Here is a 15635-nt window from a genome sequence, read left to right on the forward strand (position 1 = left end):
CGGTTTCAAACGCCCTGGCGCAGTTGTGCGCCCCGCGAACCGGATCCCGCCATGTTACGAATCACCGAACTCAAGCTGCCGATCGACCATCCCGATGAAGACCTGCGCCCTGCCATCCTGCAGCGCCTGGGCATCAGCAGCGAAGACTTGCTCGATTTCACCTTGTTCAAGCGCAGCTACGATGCGCGCAAAAAGTCCTCCGAGCTGTGCTTCATCTACACCATCGACCTTGATGTTCGCGATGAGGCCTCGGTACTGCGCAAGTTCGCCGATGACCGTAACGTCAATGTGGCACCGGATGTCAGCTACAAAATGGTTGGCCAGGCACCGGCCGATCTGAGCGTACGCCCTGTAGTCGTCGGCTTCGGGCCGTGCGGGATCTTCGCCGGGCTGTTGCTTGCGCAAATGGGCTTCAAGCCGATCATCCTCGAACGCGGCACCGAAGTGCGCCAGCGCACCAAGGACACTTGGGGCCTGTGGCGTAAAAGCGTGCTCAACCCCGAATCCAACGTGCAATTCGGCGAGGGCGGCGCGGGGACATTCTCCGACGGCAAGCTCTACAGCCAGATCAAGGATCCGAAGTTCATCGGGCGCAAAGTGCTCAATGAGTTCGTCAAGGCCGGCGCCCCGGAAGAAATCCTCTACGTCAGCAAACCGCACATCGGTACGTTCCGCCTGACCGGCGTTGTGGAAAACATGCGTGAGCAGATTCGCGCCATGGGCGGCGAAGTGCGCTTCCAGCAGCGGGTAACTGACGTGCTGATCGAGGACGGCCAACTGGTCGGCGTCGAACTCGATGGCGGCGAGCAGATCCATTCGAAACACGTGATCCTGGCCCTCGGCCACAGTGCCCGGGACACCTTCCGCATGCTCCACGGCCGCGGCGTGTACATGGAAGCCAAGCCGTTCTCGGTAGGTTTCCGCATCGAGCACCCGCAGTCGCTGATCGACCGCGCGCGCCTGGGCAAGTACGCCGGCCACCCGAAACTCGGCGCCGCCGACTACAAACTGGTGCACCACGCCAAGAACGGCCGCTCGGTCTACAGCTTCTGCATGTGCCCGGGCGGCACGGTGGTAGCGGCGACCTCGGAGCCGAACCGAGTGGTCACCAATGGCATGAGCCAGTACTCGCGGAACGAGCGCAACGCCAACTCCGGGATCGTTGTCGGGATTACCCCGGAAGTCGATTATCCGGGCGGTCCGCTGGCCGGTATCGAGTTGCAGGAACGCCTGGAGTCCCACGCTTTTGTGCTCGGTGGCAGCAACTACGAAGCACCGGCGCAACTGGTCGGCGACTTTATCGCTGGCAAGCCGTCCACGGCGTTGGGCAGCGTTGAACCGTCCTACAAACCGGGCGTTGCCCTGGGTGATCTGGCGCTGGCCTTGCCGGCCTTCGCCATCGAAGCGATTCGCGAGGCCTTGCCGGCGTTCGAGAAGCAGATTCGCGGGTACTCGCTGCACGATGCCGTGCTGACCGGGATCGAGACCCGCACCTCGTCGCCGCTGCGCATTACGCGTAACGAGTCGATGCAGAGCCTGAACGTGAAAGGCCTGTTCCCGGCGGGTGAAGGCGCGGGTTATGCGGGCGGGATTCTGTCGGCGGGTGTCGATGGGATTCGCATTGCAGAAGCGGTGGCACGGGATATCCTCGGCCTCGAAGCCTGACCGTAATACTGTAGGAGCGGGCTTGCCCGCGAAGGTGGCGGATCAGTCAACATTAATGTTGAATGTGCTTTCGTCTTCGCTGGCAAGCCAGCTCCTACAGGTGCAGGGGGTCAGATATTGGCGCGCAACACGCTCGCCGGCAGCGGCTCACCACGCTCGACCGTCGCGGCCACCGCATCGATCAACCCGCTCAACTCAAAGCCCTCGGCCTTCAGCCACGCCTGATCGTAATAGGTCGTGGCATAACGCTCGCCGCTGTCACACAAGATCGCCACGATCGACCCTTCCTCCCCCGCCGCCGCCATCTGCTGCGCTGCCATCAAGGCGCCGATCAGGTTGGTCCCGCTCGATCCGCCGACATGACGCCCCAAACGCTCAGCCAGGTAATGCATGGCGGCCAACGACAACGCGTCCGGCACCTTGACCATCGCATCGATGACCTTGGGCAGGAATGACGCTTCCACCCGGGGCCGGCCAATGCCTTCAACCCGCGAGCCGTGATCCAGGCGCAGGCTGGCGTCGCCGGTCTGGTAGTAATCGAAAAAAACCGAACGCTCGGCATCGGCACACAACACGCGAGTAGCGTGCTGGCGATAACGCACGTAACGCCCCAGGGTCGCCGTCGTGCCCCCGGTGCCGGGGCTGGACACCAACCAACTCGGCTCCGGGTACTTTTCGAAACGCATCTGCTGGAAGATCGATTCGGCGATGTTGTTGTTCGCCCGCCAGTCGGTGGCGCGCTCGGCATAGGTGAACTGGTCGATGAAGTGGCCGTCGTGCTCGCGCGCCAGGCGTTCGGACTCGGCGTAGATCTGCGTCGGATCAGCCACCAGGTGTGTCTGCCCGCCATAAAAGGCGATTTGAGCGATCTTTTCCCTCGACGTGCTGGCCGGCACCACGGCAATGAACGGCACCCCCAGCAATCGCGCGAAGTACGCTTCGGAAATCGCCGTCGAACCGCTGGATGCCTCGATCACCGGCGCGCCGGGCTTGAGCCAGCCATTGCACAACGCATACAGGAACAGCGAGCGCGCCAGGCGGTGTTTCAGGCTGCCGGTGGGATGGCTCGATTCATCCTTGAAGTACAGCTCGATGCCCGCAAAACCTGGCAGCGACAAGGGAATCAGGTGAGTGTCGGCGCTGCGCTGGAAGTCGGCTTCGATGATCCGGATGGCTTCGCGGGACCACTGTCGGTTGTTGCTCATGGTGGTTATCTCGATGGATCAGGCAATAGGCGGCCCTGTCACAAGCCTCAACCTGCAAGCTTAGGAAAAATCCTACATCAAACACAGGTACAGCTGAGTTCCAATCCGCCGGACAACTGCTAGGCTCAGGTCCTTGCCGGGAAATCGCGTTGTTACGACATATAACAAAAAAGAATATAACTTTTGTTTTAACAACTAACGGTACGGGTTAGGGTGTGCCACCTTTTGACTTTATCGATGGAGAGCGACTTTGCCTCTGCGTAGCACGTTCACGCGTTTCTTTCAGCTGGAAGCTGCCAGCGGTCTGTTACTGATCGCCGCCGCTATCCTGGCGTTGATCATCAACAACTCGCCACTGTCGTGGCTCTACAATGGCCTGCTGGATACCCCCGTCGTCGCTCAGATCGGCGCGTTGAAAATCGCCAAGCCGCTGCTGTTGTGGATCAACGACGGCCTGATGGCGCTGTTCTTCCTGTTGATCGGGCTGGAGGTCAAGCGCGAGGTCCTCGACGGGCAACTGTCCAGGCCGTCGCAGATCGTCCTGCCCGGCGCGGCCGCCATTGGCGGCATGGTAGTACCAGCGCTGATCTACTGGTTCCTCAACCGTGACAACCCACCGGCCCTGGACGGCTGGGCGATCCCAACGGCCACCGACATCGCTTTCGCACTGGGTGTGCTGGCACTGTTGGGCAAACGCGTGCCGGTGTCGCTGAAGTTGTTCCTGATGACCCTGGCGATCATCGACGACCTCGGCGCGATCATCATCATCGCGATTTTCTATTCCGGCGCGCTGTCGACCCTGTCCCTGGCACTGGCCGCCGCCTGCATCGCGGCGCTGATCGGGATGAACCGGCTCGGCGTGGTAAAGCTCGGGCCCTACATGATCATTGGCCTGATCCTCTGGGTCTGCGTGCTCAAGAGCGGTGTGCATGCCACGCTGGCCGGTGTAACCCTGGCCTTCTGCATCCCGTTGCGCACGAAAAACGCCGAACCCTCTCCCCTGCTGGCACTGGAACACGCCCTGCACCCGTGGGTGGCCTACGGCATCCTCCCCCTGTTCGCCTTCGCCAACGCTGGCCTGTCCCTGAGTGGCGTGACCGCCGAGAGCTTCACCCATGCAGTGCCAATGGGCATCGCGGTTGGCCTGTTGCTGGGCAAGACCGTCGGCGTGTTCGGCCTGACCTGGCTGGCGGTAAAAATCGGGATTGCCGCCCTGCCCCAGGGTGCCAACTGGGGCCAGGTACTGGGCGTGGCGATTCTCTGCGGCATTGGTTTCACCATGAGCCTGTTTGTCGGTTCGCTGGCCTTTGAGCCAGGCGTCAGTGACTACGCGGGCATGGATCGCATGGGCATTCTGACCGGTTCGATCTTGGCGGCGTTGATCGGATACGCGGTGACGGCGATGGCGAGTCGCAAGAGCACCGCGTTGCCAACCTGATAAACAGCAACAGGCCGAGCATCATTCAAGATGCCCTACAGCGCTGATTCTACAGGTTCATTAACATCGGCAGCCCTTTCATAGGGGCTACCGATGGGTAAACGACGGACGTTTTAACCGTAGAAACCATTGCCCAGATTAAAAACCTTATCAGCCTAGACTCCCATCTGGCCATCGCGTCAGCGTTTCTATAGAGTTTGGGAATCGATAGTATTCGCCAGGTTTGGGAGTAGGTAATTTTGTGATTTGTCTAATAAGATCTGACTGAACTTGAAGTGAAACAGCTGTCCCCTTGTAAAATTTCATTGTTAAATCAACGCTATTGCGTTGTGCATCATCTATATCAAACATACCAACAGTTTTTTTCTGCTCGTTTGTCACTCTGATTTGGGTAACTGGTTTTTTTGGAAAACTATTATTGGATGCACTCTGAAAAGGGGGTTCGTTTTTTGTAAGGCCCAATCCAGCAGCAGGGGCCACCTCAACAGGATTCGAGGAAGGTCTATCCGTTATTGCATTAGTGACCATAGCGTGCTGGTCGATAGTATTTTGCTGCACCACTTTTGTCGCAGGCTTAGGCTTTGACATCAAACCTATTCCCCTGAGAAAAGATTTTATGAACTTCGGAGTATGCCCGGATCGATCCTCATAATTCACTGGATCCCCCAAACAATAAGCATATGTATTAAGCCCTCCCTTGCCAAACGGACTTAAATTGTCCGGGCTATTGAACCGCATCAACACTGGGTTAAACGCCCGATATCCATTCCCCAACAAATAATGTCCGGTCACCGGATCCGGCCTTTCTCCATTAAAACCAAGCAAGCTGAGCAATCCGCCCTCTACCGGACGGTGACCATAGGGTGAGTAGACAAGAGAGTTCGAGTGTCGTCCTGCCTCGAGTGTGTTCAACACCGATCGCTGAAAATCAGTGGCAAGCAATGTGGTGCCAACTACTCCGCTGTGACGCATGCATTGCGCCAGCACATGATCCTCATTCTGAAAAATCGAGCATTGAAGTGCGCTCTGGACCTCAGTAGCCAGACGATCCCTCAGATAAAATCGCTGGGTGCTGGACTGCTCCAATGGCGTACATGTGCCAAGACGATCCAGCGGATCGTACCCATAACGACAGAGCAGAGTTTCATTTTGAGATTGCATGGGGGAGCTTCCCATCAGTCAATTGAAATAGGGCTTACTATCGCCGAACTTTCCAACGCCGACCACTAGCAGAACTGATAGTGCAACCGAGTGAAAGCAGCTGACAGAAACCAGGGCAGATTCTTCCTAGAATCTTTACGGATGCTGCCTGCATAAACCCCCAAGCCTTTTTCGATAACTTTGCGATTTCTGACTCGTGCCTTTTGCTTTACGCAGGCACGGTCAAACTCAGTAACGTCGGAGAGGGTTATGGCGCTGCGTCAGGATCTAATGCCCCCGCATCTTTGCGAAACCAGAGTCGCTCGCCTGGCAGACCTTGCTGCCGAAATTGCTGGCTGAATTCAGTCGAGAGGCCATGACCCATCTGACCTTTCTCGATTTTCAAGGCATATACAGGACTCAGGATCATGACACATGGGTTCGCCAGATCCTGGCGGGTCCTTATGAACTATGCCTCAAGGATATCGCCCAATCTGAACTGATCGAAATGGCTCACAGAGTCATGGATGCCGATAGCCCGGAACATGCCACCGACTTCTGGCTGGAAATGCTGGCCCTCAATATTCCAGATGCTCGTATTTCCGAGCTTTTTTTCTGGCACGGCGAATATTTTGGTGATGGAGACAACGCACGAGAACTGACACCGGAGCAGGTCATTGAAACGGCCCTGAAGAACGGCGATGTGTAGCCTGATGCTGGAAACCGGTACAAAAAAAACCCCGACCAGTACCCTGGTCGGGGTTTTCTTTTACCCGTGTTCCCGTTTAGTGGGAAACGCGGCTGGTACCATCAACCGTTGAAATGCGTACGCGCTCGCCGACACGGAACACTTCGTTTTCCTGAACCTGTTGCACGTAGGCGCGCATGCTGCCGTCGTCTTCGCGCACGGTGATTTCCACGCCTTGGGTGCGGGTCAGGCCTTCTTCAGCTGCCGAACCTACCAGGCCACCAGCGACGGCACCAATGACCGCGGCGACGATGCTGCCTTTACCGCCACCAATGGCGCTGCCGCCAACACCGCCGACGACTGCACCTGCAGCGCCGCCAATTGGCGTCTTGGTACCTTCGATTTTCACCGGACGCAGGGCTTCGATGGTGCCCATGCGAATCGTCTGCACGCGACGCGCCTCGTCACGGGAATAGGAGTCACCGGTCAAGCTCGATTGGCAGCCAGTGAGCAACATCGCCATCGTGGAAAAGGAAGCAACCAGCAGAACAGACTTACGCATAGCATCAACTCCAAAGGACAAGTAATCATTAAACTCCGCAGCTTGACGCCTGTCACGGCATTGCCCGGATAAAAATGTTTCGATTCAGCCTTCGTACAGGCCCGTCCATACGTTCGCCAAACAGCCGCGGCCTACTCGCAAGACAGTGCCACTGACCAGGGAATCCAGATGGATTACTTTATCATTTTCGTTACTACGGTTGCCGGACTGTACTTCCATGGATGGCTGTACGTGCGGATCCGACGCTGGATGGACCGCGACCTGGCGTTGGCGCTGGCCGGTAAGGATGAGCGCAAACAAGCGTTCATGCTCGAACGGCTGGCGAGTGCTCAGGCGCAGAAAATCAGGCGTCGAGACCTGCCACAGTGGCTCGAGGCCGCAGCGGCAGGCTATCCGGAGCGGTAGACTGCTTAAGGCGCCAGGCGTTCAAGAATCCAGCTGGCGCCCTGCAGGCGATAGTTAAGCCGGTCATGGAGACGGCTCGGACGCCCCTGCCAGAACTCGATGCGCTCTGGCAGAAGACGATAACCGCCCCAGTGCTCAGGGCAGTGAGGTTGGGTATCGCTGAAACGTTGCTCGGTATCCTTGAGCAGTGACTCCAGTTCACCACGATCGGCAATCACCCGGCTCTGCGGCGAAGCCCAGGCACCCAGGCGGCTACCCAGCGGGCGCACCTGATAGTACGCGTCGGATTCCTCGGGCGTGACTTTCACCACCCGACCTTCAATCCGTACCTGACGCTCAAGTGTCGGCCAGAAAAACGTCATGGCTGCGAAGGGATTCGCAACCAAATGCTGGCCCTTGGCACTGTCGTAGTTGGTAAAGAAGGTGAAGCCCTGGGCGTCCAGGCCCTTGAGCAGCAGGATGCGGCAGTGCGGCCGCCCCTCCTGGTCGACAGTGGCCAAGGTCATGGCATTGGCCTCCACCGGTGCCTGCTCGGTTTTCACCGCGTCGGCAAACCATTGGTGGAACAGCGCAAACGGCTCGGCCGGGGCTTGTGCCTCGGTCAGTCCATCACGGGTGTAGTCGCGGCGCATATCAGCCAGGGCCTTGGTCATGGCGCATTCCTTATGATTGACGAATTACTTCTTTGTAGCATCCGCAGCGGCGACTTTTTTGCTGTCGGCGGCGGCTTTGGCCGGTGCCGTTTTCTTCGCCGGCGTTGCCGTTTTAGCCGGGGTCTTTTTCGCAGCGGCTTTCTTGGCCGGCGCTTTTTTCGCGACCGGTGCAGCCGCTTTCTTCGCATCGGCAGGTGCGGGAGTCACAGGCTTGGCAACCGGCTTGATGTCCTGGGCTGCAACCATGCGCACGGGCGCCGGGGCTGGCATGTTGTACTTGCTCAACAACGCGACCATGGTGTTTTGCGGGGTCACCAGCAGCTCCACGCGGCGGTTCAGGGAACGCCCTTCGACGCTGTCATTGGCTGCACGCGGGGCTTCACCGCCCATGCCACGCAGCATCAGGCGATCGCGCTGCAGGCCGCTGAGTCGGAAGATCGCAGCTACCGACTGGGCACGTTCCTGGCTCAACTTGACGTTGGCAGGAGCTGCGCCCGAGGTATCGCTGTGGCCGAGTACCAGTACCGCAGTCTTCGGGTCGGCTTCAAGGATTTTCGCAACGCGAGTGAACGGGCCGAGGGTGACCGGCAGTAGCATGGCCGGGCGGTCCGGGTTGAAGGAGCCTTCTACCGGCGCGGTCACCACCAGGACGTTTTCACGGCGTTCGAGTTGCAGGTTGCTGTCCTTGATCGCTGTACGCAGGCGAGGTTCGTAGTCGTCAAGCCAGGCCTGAGTGACTTTGGGATCCGGCATCGGCACGACTTTGGCAGTGCTCTGCTCTTTGCCGCCGAACGGCCACCACCACTTGCCACCCGCATCGGCCTCGGCCTTGGCCTTGGCCACTTCGACCGGCTTGGCCTCAGGTTTTACCTCTGGCTTTTTATCGAGCATTTCTTCGGAGCCGAACGGCCAGTACCAAGGGTTGGAGCTTTCAGCCTTGGCCACCGGAGCGGTTGCAACAGGCTTCAACGGGGCCGGGGCCGGAGCCGGGTCTTTGGCGGCGACTTTGTCTGAAGAGCCGAACGGCCACCAGCTGCCGCCGTCTGCATCACTTTTCGGATTCTGGGCGCAACCGGTAATAGCGAAGCACAGTGCCAAGGCGAGGGTTGGTTTGGTTGACATTGGATATCCACAAAAAATGAAGTAATGAAAATCAGGCTGGGTCGGCCCACATAAACAGACGCTTGGAAACTGAAAAGGCTGTCGGGTTCCAGTTCCGGAACCCTTGAGCGTGATTTACAGACAAGTGGCCAGTACCCGCACAAGCTTTTGTGCGCGCGGATCCATCAAGACGTACGGCCCCAGGGTATTTGTCACAAAACCAAACGCCACATCATGTTCCGGGTCAGCAAAACCAACGGAACCGCCGGCGCCCGGATGACCGAACGCGCGCGCGCCCAGGCCGAAGGTCGCATTGGGTACGTCCGGTTGGTCGAGCATGCATCCCAGGCCGAAGCGGGTTCGCGTCAACAGTGTCTTGTCCTCGCCTAGGCTGTGCTCACGGGTCAGTTCATCGAGCAACTCACCTTCCAGCAGGCTGCCATCGAGCAATCCGGCGTAGAACCCGGCCAGGCTACGGGCATTGCCGTGGCCATTGGCCGCCGGCTGCTGCATGCGCCGCCACTCCGGCTTGTTGGTGCTGGTCAGCACCGAGGGCGGATTGGTGAATGCGCGGGTGGTCATGGCCGTTGGCTCGCGCATGGTCACTTGCAGCAGGCGCTGGGCCGCAGCATCGCCGACATTGCCCTTGCCGCGGGCAATGTGCGCCACGCGAGGAAACTCTTCATCGGCCAGGCCGACGTGAAAATCCAGGCCCAAGGGTTTGGCAACTCGCGCCACGATGGATTCACCGGGGCCACGACCGTCCGCACGGCGCAGCAGCTCGCCGATCAGCCAGCCATAGGTGATGGCCGCATAACCGTGGCCTTCGCCTGGCGCCCACCAAGGCGCTTCAGCGGCCAGGGCGTTGACCATGGTTTGCCAGTCGTAAAGCGCTTCGGGAGCCAACAACTCGCGCAATGCCGGCAGACCGGCCTGATGGCACAGCAGCTGGCGCAGGGTGACCGATTCTTTGCCAGCCGCGGCGAATTCCGGCCAATAGCGGGCCACCGGGGTGTCCAGTTGCAGCTTGCCTTCGGCCACCAGTTGCAGGGCGGTGACGGCAGTGAAGGTCTTGGTGCAGGAAAAGAGGTTGGCGATGGTGTCGCTGTGCCAGGCTTCAGCCCCGTCCTTGTCGGCGGTGCCGGACCACAAGTCGACGACGGTTTGGCCGCCGATCTGGATGCATAATGCGGCGCCACGTTCCTGAGGATCGTCGAACAGCGCCGCGAACGCTTCACGCACTGCCTCGAACTTAAGCTCGTAATGACCCTGAATCTGCACCCGCAACTCCCCGGAAAAACCTTGTATAAAGTGGGCCGCATTGTTCCAGCCCTTGAGGGTTTTGGGAACAGGGGCGGGCTGGGCGGTCAATCGCCCGTTAAAACTGATCAGAATTATTTGTGTCCGTAATGAGGCCTTCGCGGGCAAGCCCGCTCCCACATTGGATCTCAGTCGTATCGGGGCTCAATGACCTTCGCCAGAATGCCCACCGGCGCCCTTCCCCGGACCTTTGCCGGCGTCGGCCTTGCGCCCGCCCTCGGCGTCGTGGCTGGCCTTGTCGAGCTCGGCTGCGGCCTTCTGGGCCTCTTTAGCCAATTGATCGACTGTCGCCAGATTGCTCTTGCGCACACTGTCGACAAAACCCTGGAACGGCAGATCGGTAATGCCCACCAGACCGAAGTGACCATTTTCGCCATCCAGCAGGCGCCCGGTTACGGGTTGGTCGAGGTATTGGAACCAGTGCACACCGACAATCGACGGTTCGGCAAGCGCCTGTTTCAGGAAGTTCGCGTAGGCCGGGCCACGGTCTTCTTCCTTCGCCAGTTGCGTCACGCCGCCCCAGAACGGGCCGCGATCGGTGGAGCCGAAATTGAATTCGGTGACCAGTACCGGTTTGTCCAGGCCGCGCAATTTGGCGAAGTCGTAACCGTCCTGGGGTTGCAAGGTGTACATGTTGAAGCTCAGGACGTCGCAGTACTGCGCACAGGCCTCGACGGCCTCCGGGGTGCTGATGGCAAACCGGCCGCCGAGCAACAGCTGGTTCGGTGCATGCCACTCTAGCGAGTCGGAAATGGTCTTGAAGTAGGTATCGGCAAAGACCTTCTGGAAGTATTTGAAGTCAGCCTCGATTTCCGGGTGCTCGGCGCTAGGCAGCGGCGGCACGAAGCCCGGGTCTTCCATCAGCTCCCAGGCTGGCAGATCAATACCCCAGGCCTTCGACAAGCCTGCCTGGTTACGGTATTTGTCGCGCAATTGCTTGAGGAACGCGCGCTTGGCCGGCACGTCGGTGGTCATTTTCAAGGTGCCGTACGCGAGCGCGTAACGGTCTTTCGGGTCATCGCCGGGACCGGCCCAGGCCAGTTCGTTGTCGGCGAAGTAACCGATCAGCCAAGGATCGTCGCGGTGGTCGCGGGCGGCAATGGCCACCGCGCGCTCCGTCGCCATGGCGAAACGTGGGTCGAACGGGTCGGGCATCGCGCCCCACCAGTCTCTGCCGGTGCTGATGCTGGCATAATCGCCGACGATCGACAGTGGCAAGGTGTACGGCATGCGCTGCGCCTCGCCCAGTGCCGGTGCGCTCCAGTTGCCGAGGGTGTTGAACCCCCACGCTTGCAGGCGCGCCAGGGTATGGTCGGTCCAGCGCTGCTCATCGAAGGTCGTTTTGCACGACTCGGCAGGTACCGGCTCAGCCGCTTTCGCCACCGTCGCATCGACAGCACCAGCCTTGGCGGCTTCGGCGACACCGGATTCGGCCGTTGATGGCACAACGGCGGTCTCGGCCGCCTTCTCGGCCGTCGCCTCTACCGCATCGGCCTTGGCCGCTTCGGCAACGCCGGCCTTGGTATTGCTACCCAATGCACAAGGGTCGCCGTTCAGGCGCTGCAAGTTGGCGCCGTAGAAGTCATACCACCTTCCAGAATTGAAACCCCGGCCCTGATCGACGCCGTTGCCACCGCGGTTATCGCCTTCACCGAAGTGATTGGCCAGCGGTTCGTCAGTCTTGGGCAGGGATTCGAACATCCATTCACGACCGGCGACATAAGTCTGGTTGACGTCCGCGGCAACGGTATTGACCCCCAGGGAGTAGAACGGATGCCCTTGGGGCGTCACCAGGTACCAGCGACCGTCGCGTTTCTCGGTGCGGAAGAAGCCGCTGGCCTTGAACGTCGGTCCGTTGGTCCAGCCGCCGAACGTGTCCAGGGGGGACTTTTCGCGCTCACCCAGCCAGGTTTTCAGCTGCTGTTGTTCCTTGGCGGCGGCGCTTTTCAGTTGTTCGTCGCTGCTGATCTTTTCTGGCCATTTGGCCCGGGTCGATTGACCATAGGCGTCCACCAGACCGCCATAGACCGTTTGGGTCACACCTTCACCGTCCTGCACGCCGAAGCGCTCCAGCAGGATGCTCTGGGCGACTTTCGGTTGATCCATGGACAAGCTGACCGACACCACGTGGCTGCGGTCCAGCTCACCGGCACTGCTGGCCAGCAAAACGCGCTGGCCATCGACCGTCATCGGCATTGGCGGGCCAGCCTTCAGGCCCTGGCTCAGCGGTGAAGTCGGCAGCAACGGCACCAACAGGGTCTGCGCCGGGCCGGCTGGAAGATCGACGCGACTGACCAAGGTCTTGCCGTCATTGCTCTGGATGGTCACGTACAGGGTCAAGGCCCAGTTCATGGCGCTCTGGATCCGCAGGCTCATGACGCCCGACTGGGACCAGTCCCAGACGCCGGTCTGCGGGGACAGGCGCAGGGTTGGTCGGGCAACCGGGTTGAAGGTAACCCGGCGCAGCACTTCGCCTTCGGGGGTCTGTTCGGCGTTGGACTGCGGCAGGCTGGCGTCCTGGGTCGCCACCTGGACCACATCGGCGGGGCGTACAAAGTTGAACAGCGTCTGCTGCCCGGCGGGTGCGGCCAGCAAGGGCGTTGCGAACATCAGGGCAAGAACGGCAGGTAGCGAACAGCGAATCATGAGAACGGAATTCTCCCTGGCGACCCGAATGGGCCAATGGAAAAGCAATGGTAGAGAGATAGACAACGCGGTGGGCAAAACTGCCCACCGGTTTATCAGGAAATTTCACGTCGGAAAGGAGGTAACGCATTGAGGATTGCCTTGCCATAGCGCTGGGTGACCAGGCGCCGATCAAGCAAGGTGATGGTGCCGCGGTCCTCTTCGGTGCGCAGCAGGCGCCCGCAGGCCTGGACCAGTTTCAGCGAGGCGTCCGGCACGGAAATTTCCATGAACGGATTGCCGCCACGGGCCTCGATCCATTCGGCCAGCGCCGCTTCTACCGGGTCATCAGGGACCGAGAACGGAATCTTGGCGATCACCACGTGCTCGCAGTACGCACCGGGCAAGTCGACCCCTTCGGCAAAACTCGCCAAGCCGAACAGCACGCTGGAATCACCGCCATCGACTCGCGCCTTGTGCTTGTTCAGGGTTTCCTGTTTCGACAGGTTGCCTTGAATGAACACTTGCTTGCGCCAGTCGCGGTCCAGGCCGTCGAACACGTCCTGCATCTGCTTGCGCGAGGAAAACAGCACCAGCGTGCCCCTTGAGCCTTCTACCAGGTCCGGCAGATCGCGGATGATTGCAGCGGTATGGGCCGCCGCATCCCGCGGATCGGCGTTCAGGTTCGGCACCCGCAACACGCCGGCGTCGGCGTGATGAAACGGGCTGGGCACCACGGCGGTCACGGCTTTTTTCGGCAAGCCGGCGCGCATGCGGAAGCGGTCGAAGGTGCCCAGGGCGGTCAAGGTGGCCGACGTCACCAGTGCGCCATAGGCGACGTTCCACAGGTTGCGCCGGAGCATTTCCGCCGCCAGGATCGGACTGGCATTGACCTCGATATCGAACAGCGAGCCGCTTTCCGCCAAGGTCAACCAGCGCGCCATGGGTGGGTTGTCTTCCGGGTCTTCAGCAGTGAACGCGACCCACAACTCCCAGTTGCCGGATGAGCGCGACAACAGACTGCCGAACAGCGGATACCACTCTTCGGCCTGGTTGCTGGCGATCCCGATATTGACCTCGCCGTCCATGCCTTCCTTGAGCAATTCAGTGAGGCGGGTAAACAGGTCGGTCAGGCGCGCGTAGCCTTTTTTCAGCTCGCTGCCCATTTCGCGCATGTGCTCGGGAATCACCCCTCCGACGAAACGGTGGCGCGGGCGTTCGCGGCCTTCGACATCTTCGCCGGGCTTGAAGTCGGCGATCTGCTCACAGGCGGTGAACATGAACTGTTGCTGGGTCTTGATCTCCCGCGCCAGCTCCGGCACCTGCTCGATCAGCTTGCCCAGATCACCCGGCAACGGGTGCTGGGCCAGCAGCTTGGTGAGGTTCTTGGCAGTGGTTTCCAGCCAGTCGGCGGTGGAACGCAGGCGCGTGTAGTGGGCGAAGTGACCGATGGCCTTGTCCGGCAGGTGATGGCCTTCGTCGAACACGTAGATGGTGTCGCGCGGATCGGGCAGCACGGCACCGCCGCCCAGTGCCAGGTCGGCCAGGACCATGTCGTGGTTGGTGACGATCACATCGACCTTGCCCATGCCTTCGCGGGCCTTGTAGAAGGCGCACTGGCCGAAGTTCGGGCAATGACGATTGGTGCACTGGCTGTGATCGGTGGTCAGGCGCGCCCAGTCGGCGTCTTCCAGGGCGGTGGACCAGCTGTCGCGGTCACCGTCCCATTTATTGCCGGCGAGCTTCTCGATCATGCTGGTGAACAGCTTCTGACTGGCCTCATCGACCTCGATCTTGAAGCCTTCTTCTTCGAACAACTGGGCGGTGGCGGTTTGTGCGTGTCCTTCCTGGAGCAACATGTCGAGCTTGGACAGGCACATGTAGCGCCCACGTCCCTTGGCCAGCGCAAAACTGAAATTCAGCCCGCTGTTGCGCATCAGGTCGGGCAAATCCTTGTAGACGATCTGCTCTTGCAAGGCGACGGTGGCCGTGGCGATCACCAGGCGTTTGCCGGCAGCCTTGGCCGTGGGGATGGCGGCCAGGCTGTAGGCCACGGTCTTGCCGGTACCGGTGCCGGCTTCCACCGCGACAATCGCGGGGTCGCCACTGCGCCGGCCTTCGTCGTCGGTGTCGATGTCACCGAGGACCTTGGCTATTTCGGCGATCATCAGGCGTTGGCCGTAGCGCGGCTTGAGGCTCTTGGCTTCGAGAAAACGCGAATAGGCGCCCTGGATCGTGGTTTTGAGTTCGGTGCTGATCATGGATTGTCGGGCGCAAAAAACGCTGGATAAATTTTCAGTGGTTCGGTTCGGCCGCTATCATACCCCGCTAATTAATCCCGCGCAGAACGGAGTAACCCGATGACACTTTTTAGCCTCATTTATAGCCTGCATGTACTGGCAGCCCTGGTCTGGGTCGGCGGCATGTTTTTCGCCTGGATGGTCTTGCGCCCTGCGGCCTTGAAGGCCCTGGAGGGCCCTGCCCGGCTGAAGCTGTGGCTGGGAGTGTTTCAAGGTTTTTTCCGCTGGGTCTGGGTCGCGGTGGTGCTGCTGCCGATCAGCGGCGTTGGCATGATTCATCTGCAGTTCGCCGGCTTTGAAAGCGCCCCGCGGTATGTGCAGGTGATGATGGGGTTGTATGTGGTGATGACCGCGTTGTTCATCCGGATCCAGGCATTGATGTTGCCCGAACTGCGTACCGCGGTGACGGCCCAGGATTGGCCGGCGGGGGCTGCGGTACTGGGAAGGATTCGCCGCTTGGTGGGGATCAATTTGATGGTGGGGTTGGTGTTGGTGGCGATTGCTGCAGTTCGGCCGGTGTTGTGATGTGATCG

The 15635-nt window shown here is 60.2% G+C and carries 13 protein-coding genes; 5 read left to right on the top strand and 8 right to left on the bottom strand.

Going from position 1 to position 15635, the window contains the following annotated elements:
• Nucleotides 1-51 precede the first annotated feature (51 nt).
• Nucleotides 52-1665, top strand: coding sequence for an NAD(P)/FAD-dependent oxidoreductase (locus tag BKX96_RS14050; RefSeq protein WP_046816655.1), 1614 nt, complete (start codon nt 52-54; stop codon nt 1663-1665).
• A 110-nt stretch (nt 1666-1775) separates the two neighbouring features.
• Here BKX96_RS14050 and BKX96_RS14055 read toward each other — a convergent pair whose 3' ends face one another.
• Nucleotides 1776-2870 carry a PLP-dependent cysteine synthase family protein gene (locus tag BKX96_RS14055; protein ID WP_046816654.1) on the bottom strand — a complete coding sequence of 365 codons (1095 nt, stop codon included), beginning with the start codon at nt 2868-2870 and terminating at the stop codon, nt 1776-1778.
• A 250-nt stretch (nt 2871-3120) separates the two neighbouring features.
• Here BKX96_RS14055 and nhaA point away from each other — a divergent pair, with 250 nt between their 5' ends.
• Nucleotides 3121-4308 (top strand): Na+/H+ antiporter NhaA, encoded by a 1188-nt coding sequence (nhaA, locus tag BKX96_RS14060; RefSeq protein ID WP_046816653.1) that lies wholly within the window; start codon nt 3121-3123, stop codon nt 4306-4308.
• A gap of 150 nt (nt 4309-4458) precedes the next feature.
• Here the strand turns inward: nhaA and BKX96_RS14065 are convergent, their stop codons facing one another.
• Nucleotides 4459-5469, bottom strand: a complete 1011-nt coding sequence (locus tag BKX96_RS14065; RefSeq protein ID WP_080957010.1) for an RHS repeat-associated core domain-containing protein — start codon at nt 5467-5469, stop codon at nt 4459-4461.
• A 355-nt stretch (nt 5470-5824) separates the two neighbouring features.
• Here BKX96_RS14065 and BKX96_RS14075 point away from each other — a divergent pair, with 355 nt between their 5' ends.
• Nucleotides 5825-6157, top strand: a complete 333-nt coding sequence (locus BKX96_RS14075) for a hypothetical protein (protein ID WP_235431830.1) — start codon at nt 5825-5827, stop codon at nt 6155-6157.
• 76 nt (nt 6158-6233) lie between these two features.
• On the opposite strand, the gene BKX96_RS14080 is transcribed toward BKX96_RS14075, so the two are convergent.
• Nucleotides 6234-6698 (bottom strand): outer membrane lipoprotein, encoded by a 465-nt coding sequence (locus tag BKX96_RS14080; protein ID WP_027925642.1) that lies wholly within the window; start codon nt 6696-6698, stop codon nt 6234-6236.
• Nucleotides 6699-6866: 168 nt separating this feature from the next.
• Here BKX96_RS14080 and BKX96_RS14085 point away from each other — a divergent pair, with 168 nt between their 5' ends.
• Nucleotides 6867-7103 carry a hypothetical protein gene (locus tag BKX96_RS14085; protein ID WP_046816651.1) on the top strand — a complete coding sequence of 79 codons (237 nt, stop codon included), beginning with the start codon at nt 6867-6869 and terminating at the stop codon, nt 7101-7103.
• A gap of 5 nt (nt 7104-7108) precedes the next feature.
• On the opposite strand, the gene pdxH is transcribed toward BKX96_RS14085, so the two are convergent.
• The 5 genes from pdxH to dinG form a co-directional block, all read right to left on the bottom strand.
• Nucleotides 7109-7756 (bottom strand): pyridoxamine 5'-phosphate oxidase, encoded by a 648-nt coding sequence (gene pdxH / locus BKX96_RS14090; protein WP_046816650.1) that lies wholly within the window; start codon nt 7754-7756, stop codon nt 7109-7111.
• Between the two features lie 24 nt (nt 7757-7780).
• Nucleotides 7781-8878 (bottom strand): OmpA family protein, encoded by a 1098-nt coding sequence (locus BKX96_RS14095; RefSeq protein ID WP_077184288.1) that lies wholly within the window; start codon nt 8876-8878, stop codon nt 7781-7783.
• 114 nt (nt 8879-8992) lie between these two features.
• Nucleotides 8993-10138: a serine hydrolase domain-containing protein gene (locus BKX96_RS14100; protein WP_077184291.1), complete on the bottom strand. Its 1146-nt coding sequence runs from the start codon at nt 10136-10138 to the stop codon at nt 8993-8995.
• 183 nt (nt 10139-10321) lie between these two features.
• Nucleotides 10322-12823, bottom strand: a complete 2502-nt coding sequence (locus tag BKX96_RS14105) for a beta-agarase (RefSeq protein WP_077184294.1) — start codon at nt 12821-12823, stop codon at nt 10322-10324.
• A gap of 95 nt (nt 12824-12918) precedes the next feature.
• Entirely contained in the window at nt 12919-15063 is a 2145-nt protein-coding gene (gene dinG, locus BKX96_RS14110) for an ATP-dependent DNA helicase DinG (protein WP_046816646.1), read from the bottom strand.
• Nucleotides 15064-15162: 99 nt separating this feature from the next.
• Here dinG and BKX96_RS14115 point away from each other — a divergent pair, with 99 nt between their 5' ends.
• Entirely contained in the window at nt 15163-15627 is a 465-nt protein-coding gene (locus BKX96_RS14115; protein WP_077184298.1) for a CopD family protein, read from the top strand.
• The last annotated feature ends 8 nt before the right edge of the window (nt 15628-15635 follow it).

Source organism: Pseudomonas putida, from assembly GCF_001976065.1.
Lineage (GTDB): Bacteria > Pseudomonadota > Gammaproteobacteria > Pseudomonadales > Pseudomonadaceae > Aquipseudomonas > Aquipseudomonas serbica.